Raw genomic sequence first — 25,236 nt, forward strand, 5'->3', positions numbered from 1 at the left:
TCCATGGCTGCTCCACTGCCACCGTCCAATTCAAATCCAGAACCCATCTCGTCACCCCCAGAAACGGAAACACTCAATCGCCGAGAAAGCGATCGTGGTGGTGACGAAACAGGGATTCGATCCGGAGGTCGGCGAACATCGGATCGCAGGCCTTTGGCAAGACAGTCCAAGTGGGTGACTTACGCCATCATCGGTTCCTTTGTTTTCTCCGGCGGGGTGCTTACTTGGGCATTCACACTCCCCTTTCGCCACGCCAATCGTCCCGTCACGGTTGATTCCGTGACCACGGGGGCTGACGATCGGCACCCCGAGGCCAGCATGACCAACGAGCAGTTTGTGGCCATGATGGTGCGAGAAGAGCAGGAGTTGAAAACAAAGCTCCAGCGAAAGTACGAGCCACCCAGAAATCTCCCTGATCTCTCCGATTCCAAGCGACACTGGGAAGAATCACGGCAACGGAAAGAGCGGATGGTGAAGAAACTGCTCGCCAACGTCGAGGGTGTTCCCGAGGAAGGGTCATTGGAGTGGGAAACAGCAAAGCAACTGGAAGCCGTGCTGGAGGACGCCCCGCCAGAGCGTTACCGAAACCGGTGATCCAACGGCGGAAGCATCATGTTCCCGCGTCCCGGCCAGCGATTATGATGGGTGCAAGCCCGTTTGAGCGTTTTGGCTCCTCTCGACTCTTTGATTCCCGGCCATGCTGATGCGACCTCGTTTCTTTACGTGTTCTCTGCCCGCGACCATTCTCTGTTTGGGAATGTTGTTGATCCCGGTTCTGCCAAGACACGCGTCCGCTCAAGGGCTGTTGGCCCCGGCCCCTGCGACGCCCGATCCCGTCGACACCAGAAACAGCGATCTGCTCGAAAAAGCGGATCCTTTGGTCGACCAATTGAACGACCGGGCTGCGCTAGGTGGAACGGACCTCGCCGTCGCGATCGCCTCACTGGTACGCATCGGAGAGTGGCCGGCGGCACTGAGATGGCTTGCGAAAGTAGACGGCGTCCAGGACCAAAATCAGCTTGCCCAGATGGCGAAAGTCATCGGCCCAAACGTCTTGCTCAAACTTTCATCGCGAAGGGAACTAGGGGACGCGGAACGTTCTACCATCAAGAAACTTTTCGATGCGGCGAAGTCCAGCGCAGAGGACAAAGGCAAGATCGCAGCGGCCATTACCGACATTGCCTCCCCGTCGGTCGATAAGCGTCTTGCTGCAATCCGGACGCTGCTGCAGGGAGGCAATGCATCGGTTGCCGCGTTGGCTGCCGCCGCTGCAAAGAACCAGTCGCCCGAAGCGAGAGATGAAATCCTCCGCACTCTGCTGGCGATTGATCCGCGGGGAATCAACGCGATTGAGCAGTTGGCGATGTACGGACCGCCAGCGGCACGTGAAAATGCACTACTGAGCCTGATTCGTTTGGGCGCATCAGAATCACAATCGCATTGCGTCTCAGCGTTGTACGCCCAAGAAGCGACGAACAGAGAACGTCAGATCGCAGCCGACGCCCTTCGCGAGGCTGGCGTTTCCGTGGGACGTCAGCAAGCGGTCACGTTCTTACTGCATGAACTGGAACGACTGTCTGGGATCGCAGAACAAACCCCCAATGATCCGCAACAAACCATGCTTTGGAGCTTGGCCGAGAACCGCACAGAAGTCGTCGTCCAGCGTTGTCAGCAAATGCTGGCGGCTTATCGAGATGTTTACGACGCCGCGGCGAGACTCAATCGGCTCGGCGGTCTGCCGATCGATGTCGCTCGCCGAGCCTTGCTGGGGGAACTGAGCTACCAAGTCGTGATCGACGCGGACTGGGGGATGCCGGATCAGATCGCAGCGATTTCGGCCAAGTACCCTGAAAACACCTCCGCAGCAGAATTGCTGACGGGCTTGGCAATGGCAAACGCTCAACAGAACGTTCCCGTCGCAGTCGGGATGCTGCGTCTGCTCTCAAATCCTGCCGGTGGACTGTCGCCGGACGAGTTGCTGCGAGCGGACGGTGCTTCGATGACACCGCTCGTCCAGTCCGTCCAAAACCCTATCCCTAGGGTCCGCTACGAAGCAGGCGAGGTCATCGCCGGATTGGACGACAGCCTGCCCTACGCAGGCAGCAGCTACGTGCGGCAATGTTGGGCGGAAATGAGCCGATTGGGAGATCGCCCCGTCGCGATTTTGGTCGAAACCCGACCGGACGTGATTTTGCAACAGAGCAGCATTCTAGCGCAGATGGGCTTCCGTACCGAGCCTGTTCAGAGCGTTCGAGAGCTGGAGAGGGAAGTGGCATTAGGGGGCGACCTGCGGATGATATTGGCCAAAACGGAACTGTGGGACATGCCGCCGGTCGAGCTGATCGATCGCGTTCGCAGACTTCCTGAAGGTCGCCGTTTGCCCGTCGTGTTTTATGGGCAAGAGTTCGATGGGATCGACACGGGACGATGGGACGCCGAGAGTATCTTGGTCGAAATGCCGGCCACACCATCGGCGTTTGCAGAGATTCGCAGCCGGATTTCCACGCTCCAGCGTTTGCCGGACCTGACCGTTCTGGACAGGCAGCACTATCGCCAAGTCGCCACAGAGGCCATTAAGGCCTCAGCAAAGTGATCGCGGATACCGTTGCATGCCGGTAGCGTCGTCGCGTGAACTGAAATCGAACCGGCCGGACTTTTCGACCACGGATCATTTGGCGAAAATGGCGGGCGTGATCCCGTTTTCAGACAGCATCTCAGGTATTCGGCCAGCGATTTTACGGGTATCGTTTTAGGACTTGCTCAGAGTCAGGCGGAATGAGCGGGGACGATTGCTTTCACCACGCGTCACGAGTTTTGCGTCGACGTAATCATTCAGGAACGGTGCTCCAACCACCGCTTAGCGGAGCGAGATGGCGATTCTCGGCAACTCACAATCCATCGATCATCCACCGCCACCGGGAATCATTGGTAATTCACCGGCGATGCAGGAAGTCTATCGCGTCACCCGATTGGTTGCCGGCAGCAATGCGTCGGTCCTGATCCTCGGGGAAACGGGCGTGGGCAAGGAGTTGATCGCCAGTGCGGTACACCAGTTGAGCCATCGCAGTGGTGGCCCCTTCGTCCGAGTCAACTGCGGAGCACTGAGCGAGAGCTTGCTGGAAAGCGAACTCTTTGGCCACGTCCGTGGGGCTTTCACGGGTGCCGTTGCCAACCGCACCGGCCGATTCGAGGCCGCCGATGGAGGATCAATCTTCCTCGACGAGATCAACAGCACGTCACTGACATTGCAAGTCAAACTGCTGAGGGTTCTGCAAGAAAAGGAGTTTGAACGCGTTGGTGATACCAGCACCTTGAATGCGGATGTGCGAGTCATCGCGGCGAGCAATCGTGACCTGATGGGCCAAGTCAAACAAGACCTATTTCGCGAGGACCTCTATTGGCGTTTGAACGTCGTTCCCATCGAGATTCCTCCGCTACGAAAACGCAGGGAAGACATCCCATCTTTGGTGTCGTACTTTTTGGAATACTACAACGAAATCAATGATCGCTACGTCGTTCACATCGGCCCGGGAACCATGGAAGCATTGCAGCAGTATCATTGGCCGGGAAACGTCCGTGAGCTGCAAAACTACATTGAACGCGCCGTGGTAATGGCGGATAACGATGAATTGACGCTCGACCTGTTGCCGCGGTGCGTGACAAGCGACTCACCCGATCACCGTGACTTGGGCATCACCGGAAATGATGCCGCCTCGCTGACGCGACAGGTTGTGATGCAAGGACTCGGAGAAGTAGGCAGCGAATCCACCGACGTTCACAGCAAGATCGTCGATCGTGTCGAAAAGGAATTGATCGCTCAAGTACTGGAGGCCTGCGGAGGGGTGCAGACGAAAGCGGCTGTTCGGCTCGGAATGAATCGCAACACCCTGCACAAGAAGATCAGGGACTATGGACTGGGCGACTGAGCCATGCGGCAATGATCATCAATGCAATGATCATCAACGCAATGCTGGTGAACAAAGATTGACCATGCTGCTTCATTTCCTTTCATTGCAGATTATTTTTCCGATTCTGGTGCGGGAATACGGCAAAAACACGCGTGTTCATTTGCGGGGGCACTTGATTTGGCGGTACTCTCTGACAGACGACCATTTGATCTCATGTGGATCTCAAGATCGCCCTTGGCCTCAAAATCATTTCCTAGCTTGGGACTTAAAAATGAGACTGGCGAGTTACCGACTAGAGCTTCCTGACGGAACGTTTGTCGATGTCCGTGCTTCCACGCAATCCGGCTACCCCGATGTGAAGGTTACTGATGTCCCGGTGGGAAAGATTGCTCCGTTCTCCTTGTCCAATCCTCCCAAGGGAGTTGGCAACACGAGACCACAGGTGAGCGACCTGTCCCGCACCGCTTGACGAAGCAGGGACCCTATTTCGCGATGTGCTCTACCAACATCGCGATCGCCGCACTGCACATGGGTGTGCTCATGCTGGCCAAGCGGCTGCCATCCCTGGCGACCTGTCCCGGCGTCAACGGCAGGTGGATGAACAGGCTCTTGGTAGGTAGTCCCATTTCGCTGCAATAATGCTGGCTGAGATACATCGCAGCATTACAGAGATAGGTGCCCGCGTGATGGGATACTTCGCTGGGGATTCCGGCATCAGCAAGAATGGACGAGCATTCAGCAAGATTGAGTGAAGAACGATAGGCTTGAGGCCCTCCACCGATCAGCGGGCTGCCATCGGTTCTGACGTTGAGTCCCATCGATTCGAGCTTGATCACGGTCGCCCCCGGGGACTGTCCCAAATGGATGGCAAAATCATAACCCGACCTCAGCTCATCCCTGAGCATCTGGCTCATCCGGGTCAAGTCGACCGGGTAACGGCGAGTCACCAAGTCCAAATCACCGTCGTACCAGCTCGTCAAATCGATCAGCGACAACCAACTGGAGTTGTCTGGCCACCGATCATAGGCCTCGAAGGCGGTCAGCAATATTCGAGTCACAGCGGATCGGCGTGATGAATGGAAGTGGTCGGAGAATTTTGAATCTCTAGATCATAGTCCATAGAAAACGACGCGTCGCAAATGACGGCCGCTCCCGCTTGCCTATTTGGCGGCCGCCCCCTTTGCCGATTTTTTGGGGTTCGCTTTTGGCTTCAGACGAGACTTGTATTCCCAACGATCGGCCCACTGCTCCAAATAGGGCTGATACTCCTCGGTCTGCGTCCAAAATCGAGGCTCAGGCTCACCTGCGTCGACCTTTCCAGAGGGATAGTCACGACCGCTCACGCTGGCATCCACACCTTCGCTCCATTGAGTGAAGGCGTGCACCATATCGCCGGCCAAATCCGAGCGATCCGAGAACAGGTCCTTTGTCTCATTGGGGTCTGACTCCAGATCATACAACTCGTATTTGCCTGAATCCATTTTCGTGGTGAGCAGTTTGTACCGATTGTCCACCCAAGCCGCTTTGCCCCCCTGACGAAACGGAATCGGCTTTTCACGGCGTGCCGGCTCCTGGTCGAAAACCGTCACCAAGCTGAGACCATCCAAGGGTCGTTGAGGATATGGATATGGCGTCTGCGTCAGTTCCAGTACGGTGGGCAAGATATCCAAGACACTCGCCGGATAGCGGCTGATTCGAGGATCGATCCTGCCTTCCCATTCGATGATCCCGGGGACCCGCAAGCCGCCTTCGTAGACTGTGCCTTTGTTCCCTCGCAAACCGCCGACGGTGTCTGGCTTGATCTTTGGCAGCCCACCATTGTCACTGCAGAACCAAACCAATGTTTCCTTTTGGATACCTAACTCACGCAAGTTTTTCCTCAGCGTTCCGACGCTGCGATCCATCGCGACCAGTTCGCCGTAATGATGCTGTGACGGAGGGTCAAGCTCGGAAAACTCTCCACGGTCATCATCCGCGGCCAAGAACGGATCGTGCGGAGAACCGAACCACAGCACCGCCAAAAACGGCTTGCCAGATCGAGCTTGCCGCGTGATGAACTTGGACGCTTCGCTGACAACGATCTCAGACGAGTCTCCTTGAAACTCTTCGAATTTCCCTTTGCGACTCATGATCGGATCACGATCAAAAAAATTGGTGACGGACAGCCAGTCGTCAAAACCAAACTCACCAGGGTTGTGGTCATCACTGTGCAGAATCGGCGCACCGGGACCGCGATATCCATTCAAGTGCCACTTGCCGAAATGCCCCGTGGTGTAGCCGTGCTGGCGTAGGATCTGAGGCAACGTGATTTCTTGACGTCGCAACGCGTAGCCATGACTGAGAACACCCGTGCGATCGTTCGCTCTGCCCGTCAGTACGCAGGCGCGTGTCGGAGAGCATACCGGAGCACCGGCATAGAAGCGATCAAAGCGAAGACCGCTCGCTGCCATCGCATCCAAGTTAGGTGTCTTGAGTACCGGGTGGTTGTAGTAACCCGTCTGCCCCCAACCCTGATCATCCGTCATCACCAAAACGATGTTAGGGCGTTGGACGGACTCGGCACTCGCAGAGAGCGCGAGCGGAGACTGCAGCACCAGGGATTGGAACAACAAAGCGGCAACGACGACGGATGCGTTTGTGCTTGTTGTCAGCCGCAAATGAAGCAGAAACGACCGAAGGCAATCGGTACTCGTCCAAGCAGGGAACTGAATCATATTGACTCCAATTGATGGGGATGCAGTCCAGAGGGTGATGGTCGTGAGACGATGGGCAAGACACACTCGGATCATTTCAGCGATCACTGATGAATTCTACATGCCCAGCATTTCGCCATGCACAGTATGACCTACGATTGCTGTCAACGCGTCTCTGGGGGCTTGCTTGCTCCGATGCTTTTCGCTTGATATCTTGCTCAATCGGGCACTGTTTCGAACCTGGCTCTATTTGCCGAGGACTGGCGGGATGGACGGTAAAGATTGGAAATGGTGGTACTTCGTCGTCGCCGGTTTCCTGATCATTGCTTTCGGATGCTATCAGGTTTACGAGTTGCGAATTGGAAAATCGATCGGCTCTTTCTTGCTCGGTTTCCTGGCGATATTTGTGGGTTTTGCGTCGCGTCCCGATGGGCATGAACCCGCAGAAGTAGATGATAATGATGAAGTGATTCCGGTTGAGGTCATCGAGGAATAGTTTGATGCAGAACATGGTGGAAATGGAATTCTGTTGGGACGATGGCGGTCGTGCCTCTTGTGGGTTCGTCGGGCTTACGGGCGACTGTGTGGCACGGTCGATCGCTATCGCGACGGGCTTGGTTTATCGAGATGTCTATCGTGATCTCGGGCAGGCTGCGGAGAAATCGCCCAGGGACGGCGTGCGGATTGATATCGCCGATCGTTTTCTCAGTGGTCATGGATGGCGTCGCCACCGAGTTGCCGGCAGCTACCTGCCATGGTGTGACTTGCCGTCGGGCGTCGTCATCTTGCACGTGGGTTCGCCCAATCATCGATCCACTCACATGTGCACCGTCGTCGATCACACGATCCGTGACACTTGGAATCCCAGTGACGATTCCGACATCGAGATCATGGACTACTGGAGCCCGGATCCAAACATCGCGGTCACGATTCGACGAGACGTTCAAAGTGTTTCTGGTGTCAATGCGGGCATCGATGGTGCCACGGACGAGACGCTGACTCAGTCGCAATTCGACAAAATTCTGAAGCGATTGGTTGCCCTGGACAAAACGGCTCAGAACGATGCAAGCACCGAAGGCGAAAAGCGAAACGCCTTGCGGATGATGCAGACTCTGATGCTTCGTCACAACTTGACCCGTCAGGACATTCATGAGGATGACAATGTCGATTCGGTTCAGTTCACGCGGATTGCGTGCCCTGTCAATGGGAGCCGGGCGTGCAACTGGGAGAAAGACTTGGCGTCCTACGTGACGCACGAGATTTTTCCGACGGTACAGTGGTACTTTGACCGCAAGGGTCACCGGACTTGGTTTTGGTTCTTTGGTCCCAAAGACGATGTGCAGAACAGCATTGCATTGTTTCGTGAATTGTTAGTGACGATCGCAACGGCCGCTCACTTGCAGTACGGAGGCTATGCTCGAGGGAGCGGTGCATCGTACGCGGAGGGCTACGTCAGGGGATTGCCCAAGTCGGGCGATCAGCAAGCCGAAGGTGTCGACCAAGTTGGCAACGCCATCGTTAGCGAGCAAGCGTTGATTCACGTTCGGACTCTGGCGATCCAAAACGCATCATCGCAGTGGTTGGACATGGAATGTGGGATGCGGTTGGTCACCGTGCGCGGCAGTGGGCGTTACAAACATGATCCAGACGCTGCGGACCGCGGCAAGCAGCACGGTTCGCAGCATGAATTGCCCCAGGGCGGCAAACGTCAGTTGCGAATCGGCAACTGACGCAAAGAGATCCTGTCGTCCTTGGTTCAAGCTATGGCCTAACAAGGGCTCATCCAGAATCATCAGTCGTCCGAAAGTCCTCGTCGGCTTCTCAATCGCAACACCATGGCGATGGCCGATAGAACCAGCAGGGTTGCGCTAAACGCAAAGTAGCCCAGGACGATGGGGAGATTGCCTTGGTTGACCGCCGGGTTGTCTTTGACCAGATTCGTGTCCAAGGGCAATGAGAACAACGCGGCGAACGGACTGGCAACGCCGGTCCAGCCGAGCATCTCGGAAGTGGGCTCAGTGAAATCAAGTGTCTTGGCCAGTGTGCTCAATGCCACGGGGACGACGTACAGAAACAGCAGCACCGCGTACGTCGTCAACAAGGCGATCGATGTCTTGCGTTGAAACAGCGAGCAGGTCAAGGCAACGACCGCATTGACCAAGCAGACCATCAGCACGATCGCAAACATCGCCGCGACAGCCGCCAGATTGGTCCAAAACATGTGATTCAGTGCGCTGCCCAGCAGCAGCGGCCACAACAGGAACCCTGTCAGCACGGCGGAAACTCGGAACCCCACAACGAACTTGCCCCACAAAATCTGCGTCGGCGTCAGAGTGGTGGTCAGCAACAGGTCGAGTGTTTGTCGCTCGCGTTCGCTCGTCATACTGCTGGCCAAGAACACCGGACCGACCAACATGTTGAAAACGATCACGTAGACGGAAAACCAAGGTGCTTGCTCGGCACGGAAAAACAGAAAAACGCCCATCAGGGGAATTGCGAGCACCATGCTGATCTGAATGACCAGCCGCAGCATCAACGTTCCTTGGCTAAAGATCTCGCTATGGATTTCTTTGTCGTAGACCGGGTTGGCACCGTCTGGCATCAATTCTTGCTTCTTCGGAGGCGCGAACAAGCGATCGGGGAACTGATCCGGCTGGATCACCAAGCCGACTGCCTCCTCGGCTTCTTTCTCCAAATCGATCACTTCCTTGCCTTCGCTGCCCACATCCGGTGGATACAACATTCGCCCGGCGGCTGCGGCCCCCATCAGGATCACACCTGAAAGTCCGAACGCTGGAAAAACAAGCACGGCAAGTTTCAACCGCAAGTCTCCGTCGGCCGAGAGTGAGTTCCAAAACAAAACAGCCAGCATCACCAGCGGCAAGATCGCCAGGTAACTCACCACAAGCGAACTGGCGGTGCGTGTGAAATAGCTGCTGGAAAGCACACCGATCGCGCCGAACAGGATCACCGACACGATCAATCCCAGATACGCGGCCAAGACCTCATAAACACTGACGCCGCCCAGCGGCAGGCAGAGCACGATGATCGGCAGCGACCCGACGATCAGCATGCCGATGTGTGTCAGAGAAGCAATCATCTTGCCCAGCACGATCGCTCCAGGCCGCAACGGACTGGCCAACAACATCTCATAAGTCTTGCGTTCTTTTTCGCCCGTGATCGTCCCGGCGGCAAAGCTGGGGGCCATCAGTGACGCGATCACGTACTGGCCGAGAAAGAACAGGTTGACCAGTTTGGTTGCCGAGGGCGGGCTGCTGGACAAGTCCAGTCGTTCGTCGGTCGGCCACGCGATCAAGACGACGGCGGCAAGCAGGATTTGGTAGATCGCCAACAAAAAGAAAGCACGCTTGGTGCGTAAGTTGACCAGCAGCTCGCGTTGCAGAACGGGATTTTCAAAGAGATACATAGAGCGAAACGCACCGTGGCTTGGCAATGTTTGACGACTCAGGGATTGGCCATTTGAGTTTTGGCCACTCAGGGGCGAGCGGTCTCGCGTATAGAGTCTAGCGACTGGCGCGTCAGCGGTGTTTTCGAAGGCTGGCCTTTGTGTTCGGCGACAAAAGTCGGCACAGCGTAGCCGGGCAGGACGCTTCTGAGATGCTCGATCAACCGAATTCCCATGTCCGGCGGCACCCAAAAATGACTGGCCCCACGGACTTGGTCCAACTGGTGCAAGTAATACGGCTGGATCCGATGGTCGATCAGTCGACGCGACAAGGATTCCAGGGTCTCCGCATCGTCATTGACACCGGCCAACAGCACGGACTGGTTCAGTACCGGAATGCCGCCATCGATCAAACGGTCGGTGGCGGCGAAAACCGCTTCGTCCAACTCGGCGGGATGGTTGCTGTGAATCACGGTCCAGACCGTCAGTCGGCTGTCACGCAAACGTTCGACGAGCGGCGGCGTGATGCGTTGGGGAATGGCGATGGGTAGTCGCGTATGGATCCGCAGACGTTGGACATGATGGATCGACTCGATTTCCCCGATCAAACCAAACAGAGCGTCGTCCTGCAGTGTCAGCGGGTCGCCGCCACTGAGCAGGACTTCCGTGATGTCCTCGTGCTCTGTCAGGTACTGCAATGAGGGTTGCCAGCTCAGAGCACGCGACCCGGCGTCAGAGTAAGGGAATTCGCGTCGAAAACAGTAACGGCAGTGAACCGCACACGCTCCGGTCGTGATGATAAGAGCCCGGCCGTCGTACTTGTGTAGGATGCCTTGGGCGGCCAAGGCTGGCAGGTCGCCGACGGGGTCACTGACGAAACCTGCCGCTGGGGCCATTTCCTGTGACACCGGCAAGACCTGACGAAGGATGGGGTCGTCGGGATCACCGGGGCGGATTCGCCTGGCCAGTTCCAACGGCACAAAGGTCGGAAATGCTTCGCAGCCTGACGGCAGATCATCCTCCCTCAAGCCGACATAGCGTTGCAATTCGCCGGCAGTACGAATGGCGCGTTTCATCGCGGTTTGCCAAGAAACCGATTCGCCCGGTGGCGACGGGAGCGAATTATCACCGTGCGAGAGCGCTCCGGCGGCGAGTGAGCGCGGTGCCCCGGCGGCGAGTGAGCGCGGTGCCCCGGCGGCGAGGGCGTTGGACGAACTTTGGTGGACGGGCAAATTCATTGATTTCTTGCTGCGAACAAATGCGACTTACCGGTCGGGACAAAAACGATGGCGGTCGTTAAACTTGCCGTTTTCCCCGCTTTCCTCCTCATTCCCACCGCAAACACACTGACGGAGCTGAGGCCACTATGGCAACTTACAACACCAGCGATTTCCGAAAAGGCCTGAAGGTTCAAATTGATGGCGAACCATACCTGATGTCGGAGATGCAGTTCGTCAAACCCGGCAAGGGTAACGCGCTGTACAAGTGCAAGCTCAAGAACCTGATCCGCGGCACGACATTGGACCGAACCTACAAGGGTGGCGATTCGCTGGAATCAGCTGACGTCGAGACCACCGACGTGTCGTTCCTGTATCGTCAAGGCGAAGACTACGTGTTCATGCATCAAGAAACCTTTGAGCAGTACGAAGTCCCTGAAAAGATCGCCGGCGACATCTGGAAATACCTCAAGGACGGGATGATCTGCTCGATGACGTTGTACAACGGCAACGCCATCATCGTCGAACCGCCCACCATGGTCGAGCTGGAAATCACCGAATGCGCCCCCGGCACCAAAGGCGACACGGCGACCAATGTGACCAAGCCCGCGATCGTCGAAACGGGGGCTGAGTTCATTGTCCCCGGTTTCATCAAACCCGGTAACGTGATCAAGATCGACACGCGAACGGGCGAGTACAGCGAACGCGTCAGCAACTGACGTTTTCGTTACTCCGCACGAACCCGATCGGACACCACGCAACGCTTGATGGTCAACACGCTCTTTTTGCCTGAACTTCGCGAGATGCTGGCCGAGAACAATCGGGCCGAGCTGGAGGAGTTCTGCGTCACGCTCAACCCGGGACGCACGGCGGAGTTCATGGAAGGGCTCAGCAATGACGAAGCGTGGCAGGTGCTGCAGTTCGCTGAAGCGGATCGTCGCGCGGAGATCTTTAGCTATTTCGAGGAAGACCGGCAGCTTGAGTTGCTGGAACTCCAGTCGGCCAAACAGGTCGCCAAACTTGTTGAGGAAATCCCTCCCGACGACCGCATCGACCTGATTCAACAACTCGGCGACGAGCGTGTCGCCGAGATCATGCCGCTGCTGCCGATCGAGGACCGTCGCAACATCCAACGACTGGGTTGCTACGAAGACGAATCGGCCGGGGGTCTGATGACGACCGACGTGGCCATGTTGACCGAGTCCCTGACGGTGCGTCAGGCGCTCGACGAATTGGCCAAACAAGCGAGTGACTTGGAGACGATTTATTACCTCTACGTTGTCGACAACGACCGCTCGCTGCGAGGAATCGTATCTACCAGACAGTTGATTTCATCGCTCAATCATCCCGAGCGGACACTCGGCGAGATGATGGAATCGGATGTCGTCGTCGCATTGGTCACGGAAGACCAGGAGTCGGTTGCAGAGAAAGTCGAGCGATACAATCTGTTGGCGATTCCTGTCGTCGACTCTCGCCACAAGTTGCTGGGAATCATCACTCACGACGATGTGATCGATGTCCTCCGTGAGGAATACACGGAAGACGCCCAGCGGATCGCGGCGGTCGCACCACTGGAAGAAAACTATCTGCAGATCGCCCTGTTCACACTTTCGTGGAAACGCGGACTTTGGCTGACGATTCTATTCTTTGCCGCCATCTTGACCGCCGTCGCGTTGGAGCATTACCACCAAGAGACTGAGAAGTACGGTTGGCTGGTTGCCTTCATTCCGCTGATCATCAGCGCAGGCGGCAACTCGGGCAGCCAGAGTGCGACCCTCGTCATCACCGCCATGACCAGCGGTCAGCTTGCCCTGAAAGACTGGCGAACCGTGATGCGACGCGAAGTCATCGTGTCGCTGATGCTGGGAGGATTTCTGGCGTTGATCGGATTCATCGTTGCCACGTTGTTGGCACCGAGTCTGTACGCATCGCTGGTGATCCCGCTGACGCTGCTCGCGGTGATCATGGTCGGCTGCTTCTTTGGCGCATTGCTGCCGATGATGTTTCAGCGTCTGGGGCTCGATCCGGCGATGATGAGCAATCCGTTCGTGGCTGGAATCGTCGATATTCTCGGCATCGTGATCTACATCAACATCGCTCGTCTGATGCTCGGGTAGAATGCAATCAGCCGCACAACCGCGTCGCTTTTCGATTTGATCGATTGCATGTCTCGAACCAACCGCGTCAAGGATCCTGAGTCGTGAAGCTGCTTTTCCAGGCCATCCAAGAAGGAAGCTGTCTGCTGAATCTGGACGCGCGCAGCATGCGCGAGATCGTCTCGGAGACGGTCGAGTTCTTGGTGCAGACCGGGCGTCTGCCGGAAAATCAGGCCAGCCAGGTCATCGAAGGCATCCTGGAACGCGAGCGAGTGGTCCCCACCGTGATCGGGCACGCGTGTGCCGTGCCTCATTTGTACACCGATTTCATCGACGAGCCGGCGATGGTCTTTGTGCGGCTCAAGAACGCGGTGAACTTGGGGGCACCCGACGGGATAGCGACTCGCTACGTTTTTTTGCTGATCGGATCGCTAGAGGATTCCGGACGTCATCTCGACACGCTGGCATCGGTTGCCCGGTTGATGTCGGACAACGTGTTTCATTTCGAAGTCACCTACGCGGCCAATCAACAAGACGTGTTGGACGCGATGGAGCGTCACGTCAATCGCAATGTGCTCGCCAAGCCGCCCAAGCCTCGTGAGGTCAGCGAAGGTTTGCGGAGTGGCAGCAAGCCGTTTGCCGGAATACGCCGAGACCTGGCTCGCAAGCTGCCGCACTACATCCTGGATTACAAGAACGGGTTGCGTACCAAGAGCATCGCGTCGATCGTGTTCATGTTCTTTGCCTGCGTCGCCCCTGCGGTGACTTTCGGCGGCTTGATGGGGCGAGAGACGGGCGGATTGATCGGCGCGCCCGAGATGCTGCTTTCCACGGCGGTGTGCGGGATCCTGTACGCAATGTTTGCCGGCGGTCCTTTGATCATTCTCGGCGGCATCGGGCCACTGCTGATCTTTACGATCATCCTGTACAAGCTCTGTCAGGACATGGAACTGGGCGGACAGTTCCTCGGCGTCTATGCATGGGTCGGACTTTGGACGGCATTGATGACGGTGGCTCTGGCGATCACCAACGCCAGCAACCTGATGAAGTACTTCACGCGGTTCACCGACGAAATCTTTTCCGCCTTGATGTCATTGATCTTTATCTACAAAGCCGTCGAAGCATTGATCGAAACATTCCGAAACGGTAACGCGGACAGTTCCGGTGAAAAAGCGCTGCTGGCTTTGGTGCTGGCGGTGGGCACGTTTTACATCGCGATGACACTGGCCGGATTTCGACGCAGCCAGTATCTGTTGCCCTGGATGCGTGAGTTCCTCGCGGACTTTGGTCCCTCCATTGCGCTCGGGGCCATGATCGTCGTGGCTTGGACGCTCGGTGACCGAACGACCCTGGACACGCTCAAGGTATCCACCGACGTTGCGGCGTCGGCGACCGATTCGGCAGACTCATCTTGGATGGTCGATCTGTGGGCCGTCCCCAATTGGGTCAAGCTGGCCGCAGCCGGGCCGGCTGTTTTGGCGACCGTCCTCGTGTTCTTGTCGCAAAACATCACCGCGAGGCTGGTCAACAGTCCGCAAAACAAAATCGAAAGCGGGGAATCCTACCACTGGGATTTGGCAGTGGTCGGCTTACTGATCGGCCTGGCATCCTTGTTCGGCTGGCCGTGGATGGTTGCGGCGACCGTCCGCTCCCTAGCCCACCTAAGGGCATTGTCCGAATTCGAGGACGTCACCGCCAACAGCAAAAGCCCCGAGAAGATCATCCACATGAATGAGAATCGCGTCACCGGGATCGCGATTCACGTTTTGATTGCCGGCACGCTGCTGGTGATGCCCTATTTGGAATATGTGCCGATGGCGACGCTGTACGGAATTTTTTTGTACATGGGCTTCGTTTCGCTCAGGGGCATTCAATTCATCGATCGCCTGGGGCTATGGTTGAAAGATTCGGCACTGTATCCGATCAATCACTACACTCGACGCGTTCCGACCCGAACCATTCACCTATTCACACTTGTCCAACTGGTGTGCTTGATCGTACTGTGTGTCATCAATGTATTCCCCTCCCAACCCGTCCGGATTCTTTTCCCCATCTTCGTGGCATTGCTGGTCCCCGTTCGAGCAATCATGTCGCGATTCTTTGATGACGACCACTTGGCATTCTTGGATGCCGACGAAGACCCCGATTCCGAAGAATTGCACTGGGTGTGACGTTCGCATCCCCTCTGCCACCACTGACGTTCAAACTGATCATGAAATTCATCAAGATGCACGGCGCGGGCAACGACTACGTCTACGTCGATTGTTTCTCCCAGCCCGTTCCGGAGAACCTGCCGGAGCTGGCTCGCGACATCTCGCATCGTCACTTCGGTGTCGGCGCCGACGGGTTGATTTTGGTTCGACCCAGTGAAGTCGCTGATGCTCGAATGCAGATGTTCAACGCCGACGGATCGGAAAGCGAAATGTGTGGCAACGGCATCCGCTGTGTCGCCAAATTGGTCCACGATCACGGCATCGCGGTGAAAGATCGACTCAAGATTGAGTCCGGCGCTGGCGTTTTGGACTTGCAGTTGTCCGTCGGCCAAGATGGCAAAGTCGATCGAGTGACGGTCGACATGGGAGCACCCATCTTGAACGCTCCCGACATCCCCACGACGTTGGCACCATCGGGTCCTGTCATCAACGTTCCATTCATGGTGACCCTGCCGACCAACCACCATTTGGGAAACGCGAAGATGACCGTCGAGGCCACATGCGTTTCGATGGGCAACCCCCACTGTGTCATCTTCGTCGATCGGGCAACCGACGAATTGGTTCTGGAGCTGGGACCATTGATCGAAAACGATGCCAGATTTCCCAGACGGGTCAACGTGGAGTTTGTGGAGATCATCTCGCCAACGGAAGTCCGCCAGCGAACTTGGGAACGAGGCAGCGGTGAAACATGGGCGTGCGGCACGGGCGCCTCGGCCGTTTGCGTTGCAGGCGTTTTGACAGGCAAAACCGAGCGACGCATTCTGAACCACTTGCTCGGCGGCGATCTGATCCTGGACTGGGACGCGGAGACGGAGCACGTGATGATGACGGGCCCTGCCACGGAAGTCTTTCAGGGTGAGTGGGGGATGTCGTGAGTGATGCATCGGGGCGCGCCGTCTCCGTCTCCGAGCTGACCGGACACATCAAAGCCGTCATGGAGGCGACGTTTCCTCCGTTGTGGGTGGCGGGGGAAGCGACCGATGTGGCCAAACCTCGTAGCGGCCACATCTACTTCACGCTCAAAGACGACGATGCACAGATCCGCGCCGTGATCTGGCGCGGTGTCGCCACCCGATTGCCGTTCGACATCGAGAACGGTCAAGCCATCCTGTGCTACGGCCAGTTGGAAGTCTATTCCGTACGCGGCACTTACCAGCTGGTCGTTCGCAAAGCGCAGCCTCAAGGCATCGGTACGCTGCAGCAAGCTTTTTTGAAACTGCAGAACAAGCTCAACGCGGAAGGACTGTTCGACGCGGACCGCAAGAAACCATTGCCCTCGCACCCGAAACGCATCGCCCTGGTGACCAGCCCCAGCGGCGCAGCCGTGCATGACTTTTTGGTGGCCGCCCAGAATCGCTGGGTGGACGCCGAGATCCTTGTGATCCCGGCACAAGTCCAAGGCAACACGGCGGCCAAGACGATCGTCCGAGCCATCGCGGCGGCGCAGCGTCTCAGGCCGGCACCGGATGTCGTGGTGGTCACACGCGGCGGCGGAAGTCTGGAGGATCTGTGGTGCTTTAACGAAGAGCCCGTGGTCCGCGCGGTTGCCCAATGTACGATCCCGACGGTCTCCGCGATCGGGCACGAAGTCGACATCACGCTTTGCGACCTCGCTGCCGACCTGCGAGCGTTGACGCCCACCGACGCGGCAACTCGCGTGTTTCCCGACAAATCGTCATTGCGTCGCCGCGTCGACGATCTCGGGCAACGACTGCATCGTTCGATTCGACAGTCGATCGCGCAGCGTCAAATGCAACTGCACGCACTGTCGTCGCGGCCGATCATTCGCAAACCGCTGGAAATCATCCACCTGCGTTCGCGTCACCTCGACGAGTTGGATCAACGAGCCCTGCGAGCCATGACGTCTTGCATGCAACGCAGCGAGGCGAAACTGGCTACCGTCGCGGCCAGCCTCTCTGGACTCTCGCCCCTGGACACGCTCAGTCGTGGCTACAGCGTCACGGTGGACGAGCAAGGACGTGCGATCACCGATGCTCAGGTGGTGCAATCCGGCGACGTCATCACCACACGTTTGCACCAAGGATCCGTCCGTTCTCGCGTGCTGGATTGATCGACGAATGAACTTTTGGGCATCGCATTTTGTCATTTTTGCCGATCAAGTTCCGCGTTGTCCCGAAACGCTGAGCGTCTGAAAATATTTCAAATCGTGTTTCACGCAACGCGACACGTGTTAACCGGCTGTGTTTCACGCAACATGCGTATCGTCTCGGCACCGATCTTGCACTGAGTTGCTCTCACGAGCTAATGAGACGACGGGGCAGTCGCGCCGTCGTCATTGATTCGGCTCCACGAATGCCCTCTATCGTACTTGCTTGCCCAAGGTTGGATATTGCCATGAACTCTCCACATCCACGTCATCTGCCCCGTAGGGGATCGTTGACCCGTTGGAAAACTCTGCACAGCAGGCTGGTCAGCGCCGTTGGCGTTTCGGCATTGCTTGTTTCCTGTGGCGTGATCGGATCAGCCTCCTCCGCGTGCGGGCAATCGTACGGCGGGCAATCGTACGGGCAATCGTACGGGCAATCGTACGGGCAATCGTACGGGCAATCATTGAGCCAGCCTCAAACACGATTACGACCATTAGGTGCACCCAGCGCAGTGGATCAGTATCGAACGTCATCAGCGCAAAGGACATCACCGGACGCTGCGTCTGGAATCATGCGAACCGCTAGCACTTCAGGGGATGCGCCGACGATTCGCCGTACAGTGTGGATGCAGAACACCATGCCGGAGGCAGGCGGGTTCGGTCTACCGGCAGAGTTGCCAATGCCACCTGCAAGCAATGCTCCGATGAACAGTCCGCCGATGACCAGTGCGCCGATGAACAGTCCGCCGATCAATTCCGCTCCTCGTGGATTACCCTCACCCAATTCGGTCGCTCCCAATTCCTTCCCCAGCAACGCAGCGCAGGTTGGCATCTCCGGGCCAAACAACTCGACGATTGTCAGCCCGAGTGACATGACGCAAATTCCGCAGCCTCAGTTGGGCGGCTTTGCGACGGCCAGCAATTGCAATCTTGTGACGGGGCCGAGTTCCTACTCCGCAGCCAGTGGCATCGGATACGGTTGTGGCCAAGTCATGCCCACCGGCTACTATGCTCAACCCGTCCAGTACGTCGCGCCTCCGGCACAGATCGCCGCTCCCGCTGTGATGCCACCGGTGGGAGCACCGATTTCACAATACCAAACCGGCACGGGTGGCTGTCTGTCAAATCCTACAACCGGAGCCCCTGCGCCGTCGCTGTTCACCTTGGGGCAAGAAAGATTTCCGGTCCAAGTCGGGCAAGGCCTGTGGGGACAACCCGTTGCCTACGTTCCAGGCCAAGGCCTGCGAAACTGGATTCGCTACATGTTCCCTTGATCGCATCTTTGATCACTCGCGATGTCGATTTTTGCGATGTCGATTTTTGCGACGGGAATTCTGGTGAGTCCCATTACCTTGAGTAGCAAGACCGCGGGTAGTTTTTCTAGCCGTCTCGACGGCGGAAAGCACGGGCGAACGCCGAGACGGTGATCAGCAAGCCTGCTGCCGGTATCGCTGCAATCGCAAGCCGAGGGTTGGCAGCGATCACAATCAATGCGACAACGCCTATCATGGCCGCTCCTGCAGGCAGCCATTGCGAGGGGCGACGAAGCGACGGCCACGCTAAGAACAATGCGAACATCACGATCCCCACTCGTCCCAACCCCGCTGCAGCAAAGCCCGCGCTGTTGCCTGAACCAAACAGGTACGCCATCAAGGCACCCACGAGCATCAAGATTGAAAATCCCAACGCCAACAGGCGACGGGGATCGGCATCAAAAGCGGTGGGTGGTTTCGCCATGTCGTGTGGGGTGTTCTTGTTCGTGGTGACTGCTGTGGGTTCGCAGACGTATTAGACTAGTCTCTCCAACGCTTTCGACCGATCCCCCACTCTTGTCTTGATGCACCGACATGCCCCCCCGTTTCACGATGCTGCTGTCACTTTTTGCCGTAATTTCGATCGCGACGAAAACCTTGGCGGACGATTCTCCGTCTGTGGGTCGACCGAACATCGTGTTTCTATTGAGCGATGACCAGTGTACCTACTCGGTCGGATGTTATGGCAATCCCGATGTTCAAACGCCACACATGGACCGCTTGGCTGCCGATGGCATCGTGTTCGATCGACACTACGTCACGACCGCGATCTGCATGGCCAGTCGTGCCACGATCATGACCGGCAAATACGAATACAAAACCGGGTGCAACTTTGAACACGGTGCCTTGATGCAACCATTGTGGAACGACAGCTATCCGATGTTGCTGCGCAAGGCAGGCTATGTGACAGCGATGGCCGGCAAGATCGGTTTGGAGGTGACTCAGACGCCGGGAAAAAAAGGCGAGCTACCCGAAGACGATTTCGATGCGTGGGGCGCCGGTCCGGGACAAACCAGCTACAAAACCGCCCAGAACAAATCGATGCAGAAATACGCCGAGCAATACCCACATAGCACGCTGTCCTACGCCGCGTTCGCGGACGACTTCATCGCGTCTGCCGCAAACGGCGACAAGCCATTCTGTCTCTCGATCAGCTTCAAAGCGCCCCATCAGCCCGAGACGCCTGACGAACGCTTTGATCACGTCTACCAAAACAAGACCTTCACCAAACCAGCAAACTTTGGTCGCGAATTCGGACAACATTTCTCACTGCAAAGCCAGCAAGGGCGTCAGTTCGAGCGTTTTCATTCCTGGCACTACAGCGACCAGTACGATCAAGTCATGCGGAGATACCATCAGCAGGTGTACGCGGTGGACGTCGCCTTGGGAAAGATCCGCCAGTCATTGGTCGATCACGGCGTCGACAAAAACACGATCGTGATCTTCACCTCCGACAACGGTTTCTTGTGTGGCTCGCACGGCTACGGCAGCAAAGTGTTGCCGTACGAAGAAAGCTCCCGCGTGCCGTTGATGATCTACGACCCTCGGCATCCCAACAGTGGCAAGGGAATCCGGTGTAAAGAATTGACCGGCAACATCGATTTCCTGCCGACGATTCTTTCGCTCGCCGGCGTGGAGTTGCCCAAGGACATCGACGGACGTTCGCTGACGATGCTCTACGATGAACCGGAGACGCCGATCCACAAGTCACTGGCGTTGATCAATGTTTGGGGACCGAAGAAAGTGCACAGCCTGTCCGTTGTCACTCGTGACTGGAAGTACATTCGCTGGCCTTACGCGGCTGGCGAATTCAAAGCGACGGACGAACTGTACCACATCGCCGCCGACCCGATGGAGCTACAAAACATGATCGATTCGGCGGCATCCGCCGCGCAGTTGACGCACATGAGGGCGATTTATGATTCCGCCGTCGCCAAGTGGAAAGCCGACGCGGTTCCGTTTCATGGCTACCAACCCTTCGGCGAAATCTTTTCACGCTAGCGCTTGACCGACTCGTTTAACGACAAGCCGCAGGCGATCGCGTGTCATGCAATAGGACACGAGGTCGCCTGCGGCTTGTCGTTAAACGATGGGTGACGAGGTCGCCTGCGGCTTGTCGTTAAACGAGTTGGTCGCGTGTAACTTAGTGCTCCGTATCGACCAACTCGTTCAACGGTGGGGCGACTTTTCCCCATGCCAACAGCGTCACGGCGGTCACCGCGTAGGCGGCGGCGAACTCGAACACTTTGGCGCGATGTTCAATTGGCAACACGAGGTGCTCCCATTGTTGTGGCCCGAATGGTAGGAACATTTGATTGCCGTCCAGAGGCGAATGAATCAGCCCCAGCAACGTCAAACCCGCGCAGGCTGCCAACACTGCTGCGGACACGCCCAGTCGACGATCGATGGCTGCCGCCAAAGCCCAAGCCCAAAACAGACTGACCAGGATGAAACCGTTGCTGAGCATCGTGGTCGTGTGATAAGTGTCTTGCAGCACGGGAGAGAACGACTGGACCGTCATGCCGGCGTCACGCACCGCGTCCTCATTGATCACTTGATTGGTCAGGATCAACGCGAGGTAGGCCAACGCGGGCAAACAAGCAAAGGCGACCGCCGCGTAATGTCGTCGCGGTGTCGCAAAGAAACTTTGTGCGGTGATCTCCAAACCGACGAAGACAAGAATCGGCATCACGACCGGCTTAGGGATCAACGCGTTGATCCACGCGAAGTAGCCGATCAGTCCGGCCGAACCGATTAGCAACGCGGTGCCCAGAGTGTATCCCGCACGTCCCCCCATCGCCTTGTATGCCGGATGACCGATGTAAGGCGTCGTTTGGATCACGCCGCCCGATAGCCCCGCGATCAATGTCGCAACGGCTTCCACACCGATCACCGTTCGCGTGTCATAGTCGTCACCCGCCGCCGCCGCGCTCTCGGTGCAATCGATCCCGCCGACGACGGTGGCAATGGCAAAGGGCAAGGCGATGGGAAAGTACGGCAGGGCATCATCGAGCGACGCGACCCAGGCAAAGTTCCAGCTTTCCAACCATCGCGTCGGAAACCATTGAATGGTGGGCACCTCGGGAAAGTGATACCCGGGCACTCCCGCACCACACATTAGATAATACGCCAGTCCTGCGATCAGCAACGCGCCCAGCGTGCCGGGCATATTCCCGGGCAACGGGACCCGGGCGATCAATGTGGTCAAGACGATCACCAGTGCGAGCAACCCAGGCAACGGATGGGCAAAGATCTCGCTGAGTGGCAAGTAGCTGATCAACACCAACGCGATCGCGGCGAGTGATCCGAGAAGTCCGGCGCGGGGCACGACGCGCCGAACCCATTGCGTCATCGGCGCCATGACGAGCTTGACGCAGCCGCTGAGCACCGTGCACCAGATCCCGATGTGCCACGCCCGATAGGCGGCCGCCGTCGGATCCAGTTCCATCACATTGACACCGTGCGCGTAGGCCGGCCCCAAAATCAGCAGCGTGACACCAAAGACCGACGGCGTATCGAGCCCCAGCGGCATCGCAGTGACGTCAGAACGTCCGGTACGCCGCGAGAGCCGAAAGGCAAAGTAAACGAATGCCAAGTCGCCGATCAGGACCCCCAACGCCGTGCCCGGCACCATCGCAGAAACGATGAAATCACCCGGAAAACCGAATTTCAAGCTGAGCAACAAGAACAGCAGAAACAGACCCGTCAGGTTGTCCAGCATCAGGCCAAAGAAAGCATTGACGTCGCCCTTCCGCAGCCAGTCGTAACGGGAGCCGCACAGCGGTTTTGAATCATTCAACGGATCTGGCTCTCTGTATGGGGACGACGGACAACGTCAATGATGACGCGTTTATTTCTCAACGGGGCATCGCATCGCCGGGGGATCAAGATCTTGATGCAATCATCATCTGCTCGGAAATCACTCGGCGATCGCGAATTTAATGGTGTAAAATCGGTTTCACCAGACACCCCCGATTTGGGTTGTTCGCTTGGAATGCCAAAAATCGCTTTGACGAATGGCCCGAGTTACGTGACAATACGTATCAGTGAGCCCAATAATGGTTTTCTTGGCGGGATTTTCTTCCCGTCCACGCATGGTTGGTTGTTCACTGATCCCTTATTCAAACTCTATTTCTTTCATCACCGGCCCATCCGATGACCCATTCAACCGCCTTGGATCATTCCATTGATGACGTTTCGTCGGAGATCGGCGACGAAGAGTTGTTGTGCCAGTACCGCGAAACGGGCGATCGCAAGCTGTTTGAGCAGTTGATGCGTCGTTACCAGCGCGAGGTCTACAGCTACTTGCGCCGCTACATCGGCAACACCGAGATGGCGGAAGACGCGTTTCAGGGGACTTTCTTGCAGGTTCACCTGAAATGCCGCCAATTCGATTCGTCACGCCGATTTCGGCCCTGGATGTACGCGATTGCCACCAATCAGGCCATCGACGTTCAACGTCGAAACAAGCGGCACCGTATGGTCAGCTTGGATCGCACGCCCAATGACGCCGAAGGGCGCAATGTGAGTTGGTCGGAAAAACTGGTCGGCGGCACCCCCGATCCATTGGCGGTGGCCTCCCAACAGGAAAACGGCCGCTGGATCAGCGAGGCGGTGGAGACCCTGGGCGAGTCGATGCAGCAGGTCATCCACCTGGTCTATTACCAGGGACTCAAGTATCGCGAAGCCGCCGAAGCGCTCGGCATCCCGGTCGGAACGGTCAAAAGCCGTTTGCACGCGGCGGTCCAACGCTTGGGGCTGATTTGGGACGAAACCCACGAATCCGCCGCCGAGTGATCGCGTCCTGGATTCCCGCAACCTGGTTGGTAGCGTTGAAATATACTGACCGGCGGCGAACTGTCTCGAGACCAGCCTCGTATCAAAACCAGGACTTAGGTGTGTGAGACGTCCGAGGCCGCTGAAAACGTTTTTTGGCAGACGTCTTGGTTCGATTTTGACGTGGCGATGCACAAAGATTTGCTCGGATATTTGCTGGGAGCGTTGGAGCCCGACGAAATGCGTCGTGTGGCCCAATGGGTTCGTGAGAACCCCGCCGCTCAGCAGCAACTGCGTGAAATCGAACAGATGCTCCGTCCGTTGGACGAATTGGACGCCGACATTGAGCCTCCCAGTCACGAGGCCGAGGAAGACCTCATCGCGCGGACCATGGCCAGTTTGCCTCCGCTGCCGCCCGTGCATGAGCCTCTTGAGGCACTGCAGGAAATCGATGAAGCGGCACTCACCGATGACCAACACCACTCATCACGAACCTTCGAACTGAATTCGCGTTTGACACCGGTCGGTATGACGGAAGGACGCAAGAGCCATCGCGTCGGCTGGATGGATTGGGTCGGTGGCTCGGTCGCCGTAGCGATTTTGTTGGGGCTGCTCGTTCCTTCACTAGCCGAAGGACGTTTCGAGGCACGCAAGATCGCTTGCCAAGATAACTTGCGTGAGTTCGGAACCGCCTTGATTCAGTACGTGACCCGCGGTGGTGGAGAACGATTGCCGGCGGTTCGTCGCGAAGGCCCGGAAGCCTTTGCAGGGGTCTACGCAATCCGTTTGGCCGATGCCGGTTTGATCGAGTCTCCCCAGATCCGCTGGTGCCCCTCGGTGGGCAACCCCATTGACTTTCAACCGGTTACCCGACGCTCGACGAAATCGGTCGACGCGCCAATCCAGCCCGCGCAGCAAGTGCAATCAGTGGTGGTGAACAAGCTCGTGTCACTGGAGCAGCTTCGATCGGCACCCGTCAATGAACTGCACGAGATCCAACGCTATTCCGGTGGCCACTACGCCTACAGCCTGGGCGTCGTCGATCACCAGCAGTACACGTCACCCAAGTTCGAATCACGAAGCTCGTTTGCGGTGATGTCGGACGCGCCGCTGATGATATTGACCGGCGGTGATCTGTCCAACGAGTTCGTCGGTCACAGTGGACGTGGCATGAACGTCCTGTACGAAGACGGTCGTGTTCAATTCATTGACATCGATTCTCTCGATGCGTTGCCCGATCATCCGATGATGAACCACGCCGGACAGAGCGAAGCCGGAGTGCACCGCGACGACGCATCCTTGGCCCCCAGTTGGAGCCCACCGTTCGCAAATTCTCCGCAGCGCTGAACCCGGATTATTCACGCGACTCACTGCGGTTTTCGCTATGCGTTTGCACGAAACGGTTTGCGCATATTGGTACGAAAACAGTCTGCGCATATGAGCCGCCACGCGATAGCGTCCGGTTCTCACGCCTATACTCGGGAACCGGACGCTATCGCGTGCCGGC

General features: G+C 57.2%; 23 protein-coding genes. 16 read left to right on the forward strand and 7 right to left on the reverse strand.

Annotated elements, in window-relative coordinates:
• The first annotated feature begins 3 nt into the window (after positions 1 to 3).
• From Pla52nx_RS26190 to Pla52nx_RS26205, 4 genes are all read left to right on the forward strand, one after another.
• A complete protein-coding gene (locus Pla52nx_RS26190; protein WP_146518860.1) occupies positions 4 to 594 on the forward strand; it encodes a hypothetical protein in 591 nt (196 codons plus the stop codon).
• A 103-nt stretch (positions 595 to 697) separates the two neighbouring features.
• Entirely contained in the window at positions 698 to 2,593 is a 1,896-nt protein-coding gene (locus tag Pla52nx_RS26195; RefSeq protein WP_146518861.1) for a hypothetical protein, read from the forward strand.
• A gap of 349 nt (positions 2,594 to 2,942) precedes the next feature.
• Complete coding sequence (locus Pla52nx_RS26200; RefSeq protein WP_231741900.1) at positions 2,943 to 3,926, forward strand: sigma-54 interaction domain-containing protein; 984 nt, start codon at positions 2,943 to 2,945, stop codon at positions 3,924 to 3,926.
• Between the two features lie 64 nt (positions 3,927 to 3,990).
• Positions 3,991 to 4,377: a hypothetical protein gene (locus Pla52nx_RS26205; protein WP_146518863.1), complete on the forward strand. Its 387-nt coding sequence runs from the start codon at positions 3,991 to 3,993 to the stop codon at positions 4,375 to 4,377.
• Between the two features lie 13 nt (positions 4,378 to 4,390).
• On the opposite strand, the gene Pla52nx_RS26210 is transcribed toward Pla52nx_RS26205, so the two are convergent.
• Together Pla52nx_RS26210 and Pla52nx_RS26215 are read right to left on the reverse strand one after the other, a co-directional pair.
• Positions 4,391 to 4,966 carry a pyroglutamyl-peptidase I gene (locus Pla52nx_RS26210; protein WP_146518864.1) on the reverse strand — a complete coding sequence of 192 codons (576 nt, stop codon included), beginning with the start codon at positions 4,964 to 4,966 and terminating at the stop codon, positions 4,391 to 4,393.
• A gap of 102 nt (positions 4,967 to 5,068) precedes the next feature.
• The gene (locus Pla52nx_RS26215) at positions 5,069 to 6,622 is read right to left on the reverse strand and encodes a sulfatase family protein (protein ID WP_146518865.1); all 1,554 of its coding nucleotides are present in this window, start codon (positions 6,620 to 6,622) and stop codon (positions 5,069 to 5,071) included.
• Between the two features lie 247 nt (positions 6,623 to 6,869).
• Here Pla52nx_RS26215 and Pla52nx_RS26220 point away from each other — a divergent pair, with 247 nt between their 5' ends.
• Both Pla52nx_RS26220 and Pla52nx_RS26225 read left to right on the forward strand, forming a co-directional pair.
• On the forward strand, positions 6,870 to 7,097 hold the full coding sequence (locus tag Pla52nx_RS26220; RefSeq protein ID WP_146518866.1) for a hypothetical protein: 228 nt from the start codon (positions 6,870 to 6,872) through the stop codon (positions 7,095 to 7,097).
• A gap of 4 nt (positions 7,098 to 7,101) precedes the next feature.
• Positions 7,102 to 8,331: a DUF2786 domain-containing protein gene (locus Pla52nx_RS26225; protein ID WP_231741781.1), complete on the forward strand. Its 1,230-nt coding sequence runs from the start codon at positions 7,102 to 7,104 to the stop codon at positions 8,329 to 8,331.
• A gap of 62 nt (positions 8,332 to 8,393) precedes the next feature.
• Here the strand turns inward: Pla52nx_RS26225 and Pla52nx_RS26230 are convergent, their stop codons facing one another.
• Complete coding sequence (locus tag Pla52nx_RS26230; RefSeq protein WP_146518867.1) at positions 8,394 to 10,028, reverse strand: ABC transporter permease; 1,635 nt, start codon at positions 10,026 to 10,028, stop codon at positions 8,394 to 8,396.
• Between the two features lie 68 nt (positions 10,029 to 10,096).
• Positions 10,097 to 11,245, reverse strand: coding sequence for an EF-P beta-lysylation protein EpmB (gene epmB / locus Pla52nx_RS26235; protein ID WP_146518868.1), 1,149 nt, complete (start codon positions 11,243 to 11,245; stop codon positions 10,097 to 10,099).
• A gap of 128 nt (positions 11,246 to 11,373) precedes the next feature.
• Between epmB and efp the strand changes: the two genes are divergently transcribed.
• The 5 genes from efp to xseA all read left to right on the forward strand — a co-directional run bounded on the left by efp (position 11,374) and on the right by xseA (position 17,604).
• Positions 11,374 to 11,943: an elongation factor P gene (gene efp, locus Pla52nx_RS26240; RefSeq protein ID WP_146518869.1), complete on the forward strand. Its 570-nt coding sequence runs from the start codon at positions 11,374 to 11,376 to the stop codon at positions 11,941 to 11,943.
• Between the two features lie 48 nt (positions 11,944 to 11,991).
• The gene (mgtE, locus tag Pla52nx_RS26245) at positions 11,992 to 13,341 is read left to right on the forward strand and encodes a magnesium transporter (protein WP_146518870.1); all 1,350 of its coding nucleotides are present in this window, start codon (positions 11,992 to 11,994) and stop codon (positions 13,339 to 13,341) included.
• A gap of 83 nt (positions 13,342 to 13,424) precedes the next feature.
• Positions 13,425 to 15,491, forward strand: coding sequence for a PTS sugar transporter subunit IIA (locus Pla52nx_RS26250; protein ID WP_146518871.1), 2,067 nt, complete (start codon positions 13,425 to 13,427; stop codon positions 15,489 to 15,491).
• 41 nt (positions 15,492 to 15,532) lie between these two features.
• Entirely contained in the window at positions 15,533 to 16,408 is an 876-nt protein-coding gene (dapF, locus tag Pla52nx_RS26255; protein WP_146518872.1) for a diaminopimelate epimerase, read from the forward strand.
• Positions 16,405 to 17,604 (forward strand): exodeoxyribonuclease VII large subunit, encoded by a 1,200-nt coding sequence (xseA, locus tag Pla52nx_RS26260; protein WP_231741791.1) that lies wholly within the window; start codon positions 16,405 to 16,407, stop codon positions 17,602 to 17,604. Before dapF ends, xseA begins: the two co-directional genes overlap by 4 nt.
• 553 nt (positions 17,605 to 18,157) lie before the next feature.
• Here the strand turns inward: xseA and Pla52nx_RS26265 are convergent.
• Complete coding sequence (locus Pla52nx_RS26265; RefSeq protein ID WP_197454355.1) at positions 18,158 to 18,514, reverse strand: hypothetical protein; 357 nt, start codon at positions 18,512 to 18,514, stop codon at positions 18,158 to 18,160.
• Here Pla52nx_RS26265 and Pla52nx_RS26270 point away from each other — a divergent pair.
• Positions 18,513 to 18,914, forward strand: coding sequence for a hypothetical protein (locus Pla52nx_RS26270; RefSeq protein WP_197454356.1), 402 nt, complete (start codon positions 18,513 to 18,515; stop codon positions 18,912 to 18,914). The two genes, Pla52nx_RS26265 and Pla52nx_RS26270, sit on opposite strands and share 2 nt — an antisense overlap.
• Positions 18,915 to 19,020: 106 nt before the next feature.
• On the opposite strand, the gene Pla52nx_RS26275 is transcribed toward Pla52nx_RS26270, so the two are convergent.
• Positions 19,021 to 19,377 carry a hypothetical protein gene (locus Pla52nx_RS26275; RefSeq protein ID WP_146518874.1) on the reverse strand — a complete coding sequence of 119 codons (357 nt, stop codon included), beginning with the start codon at positions 19,375 to 19,377 and terminating at the stop codon, positions 19,021 to 19,023.
• Between the two features lie 110 nt (positions 19,378 to 19,487).
• On the opposite strand from Pla52nx_RS26275, the gene Pla52nx_RS26280 reads away from it, so the two are divergent.
• Positions 19,488 to 20,954, forward strand: coding sequence for a sulfatase family protein (locus Pla52nx_RS26280; protein ID WP_146518875.1), 1,467 nt, complete (start codon positions 19,488 to 19,490; stop codon positions 20,952 to 20,954).
• Between the two features lie 142 nt (positions 20,955 to 21,096).
• On the opposite strand, the gene Pla52nx_RS26285 is transcribed toward Pla52nx_RS26280, so the two are convergent.
• Entirely contained in the window at positions 21,097 to 22,752 is a 1,656-nt protein-coding gene (locus Pla52nx_RS26285; protein ID WP_315854992.1) for a permease, read from the reverse strand.
• A 39-nt stretch (positions 22,753 to 22,791) separates the two neighbouring features.
• On the opposite strand from Pla52nx_RS26285, the gene Pla52nx_RS26290 reads away from it, so the two are divergent.
• From Pla52nx_RS26290 to Pla52nx_RS26300, 3 genes are all read left to right on the forward strand, one after another.
• Positions 22,792 to 23,112, forward strand: a complete 321-nt coding sequence (locus Pla52nx_RS26290; protein WP_146518876.1) for a hypothetical protein — start codon at positions 22,792 to 22,794, stop codon at positions 23,110 to 23,112.
• Positions 23,109 to 23,750, forward strand: a complete 642-nt coding sequence (locus Pla52nx_RS26295; RefSeq protein ID WP_146518877.1) for an RNA polymerase sigma factor — start codon at positions 23,109 to 23,111, stop codon at positions 23,748 to 23,750. The genes Pla52nx_RS26290 and Pla52nx_RS26295 overlap by 4 nt, the downstream gene beginning before the upstream one ends.
• A gap of 99 nt (positions 23,751 to 23,849) precedes the next feature.
• Positions 23,850 to 25,076, forward strand: a complete 1,227-nt coding sequence (locus tag Pla52nx_RS26300) for a hypothetical protein (RefSeq protein ID WP_146518878.1) — start codon at positions 23,850 to 23,852, stop codon at positions 25,074 to 25,076.
• The last annotated feature ends 160 nt before the right edge of the window (positions 25,077 to 25,236 follow it).

This window comes from Stieleria varia (assembly GCF_038443385.1).
Lineage (GTDB): Bacteria > Planctomycetota > Planctomycetia > Pirellulales > Pirellulaceae > Stieleria > Stieleria varia.

What these genes read in the sequence shown, in the direction of transcription:
- Pla52nx_RS26190 (WP_146518860.1), top strand. Translation starts at nt 4, where the DNA reads ATGGCTGCTCCACTGCCACCGTCCAATTCAAATCCAGAACCCATCTCG.
- Pla52nx_RS26295 (WP_146518877.1), top strand. Translation starts at nt 23,109, where the DNA reads ATGACCCATTCAACCGCCTTGGATCATTCCATTGATGACGTTTCGTCG.
- mgtE (WP_146518870.1), top strand. Translation starts at nt 11,992, where the DNA reads ATGGTCAACACGCTCTTTTTGCCTGAACTTCGCGAGATGCTGGCCGAG.
- dapF (WP_146518872.1), top strand. Translation starts at nt 15,533, where the DNA reads ATGAAATTCATCAAGATGCACGGCGCGGGCAACGACTACGTCTACGTC.
- Pla52nx_RS26200 (WP_231741900.1), top strand. Translation starts at nt 2,943, where the DNA reads ATGCAGGAAGTCTATCGCGTCACCCGATTGGTTGCCGGCAGCAATGCG.
- Pla52nx_RS26265 (WP_197454355.1), bottom strand. Translation starts at nt 18,514, where the DNA reads ATGTCACTCGGGCTGACAATCGTCGAGTTGTTTGGCCCGGAGATGCCA.
- Pla52nx_RS26275 (WP_146518874.1), bottom strand. Translation starts at nt 19,377, where the DNA reads ATGGCGAAACCACCCACCGCTTTTGATGCCGATCCCCGTCGCCTGTTG.
- Pla52nx_RS26270 (WP_197454356.1), top strand. Translation starts at nt 18,513, where the DNA reads ATGACGCAAATTCCGCAGCCTCAGTTGGGCGGCTTTGCGACGGCCAGC.
- Pla52nx_RS26225 (WP_231741781.1), top strand. Translation starts at nt 7,102, where the DNA reads ATGCAGAACATGGTGGAAATGGAATTCTGTTGGGACGATGGCGGTCGT.
- Pla52nx_RS26195 (WP_146518861.1), top strand. Translation starts at nt 698, where the DNA reads ATGCTGATGCGACCTCGTTTCTTTACGTGTTCTCTGCCCGCGACCATT.
- epmB (WP_146518868.1), bottom strand. Translation starts at nt 11,245, where the DNA reads ATGAATTTGCCCGTCCACCAAAGTTCGTCCAACGCCCTCGCCGCCGGG.
- Pla52nx_RS26220 (WP_146518866.1), top strand. Translation starts at nt 6,870, where the DNA reads ATGGACGGTAAAGATTGGAAATGGTGGTACTTCGTCGTCGCCGGTTTC.
- Pla52nx_RS26230 (WP_146518867.1), bottom strand. Translation starts at nt 10,028, where the DNA reads ATGTATCTCTTTGAAAATCCCGTTCTGCAACGCGAGCTGCTGGTCAAC.
- Pla52nx_RS26205 (WP_146518863.1), top strand. Translation starts at nt 3,991, where the DNA reads ATGCTGCTTCATTTCCTTTCATTGCAGATTATTTTTCCGATTCTGGTG.
- efp (WP_146518869.1), top strand. Translation starts at nt 11,374, where the DNA reads ATGGCAACTTACAACACCAGCGATTTCCGAAAAGGCCTGAAGGTTCAA.
- Pla52nx_RS26290 (WP_146518876.1), top strand. Translation starts at nt 22,792, where the DNA reads ATGATGACGCGTTTATTTCTCAACGGGGCATCGCATCGCCGGGGGATC.
- Pla52nx_RS26280 (WP_146518875.1), top strand. Translation starts at nt 19,488, where the DNA reads ATGCCCCCCCGTTTCACGATGCTGCTGTCACTTTTTGCCGTAATTTCG.
- Pla52nx_RS26215 (WP_146518865.1), bottom strand. Translation starts at nt 6,622, where the DNA reads ATGATTCAGTTCCCTGCTTGGACGAGTACCGATTGCCTTCGGTCGTTT.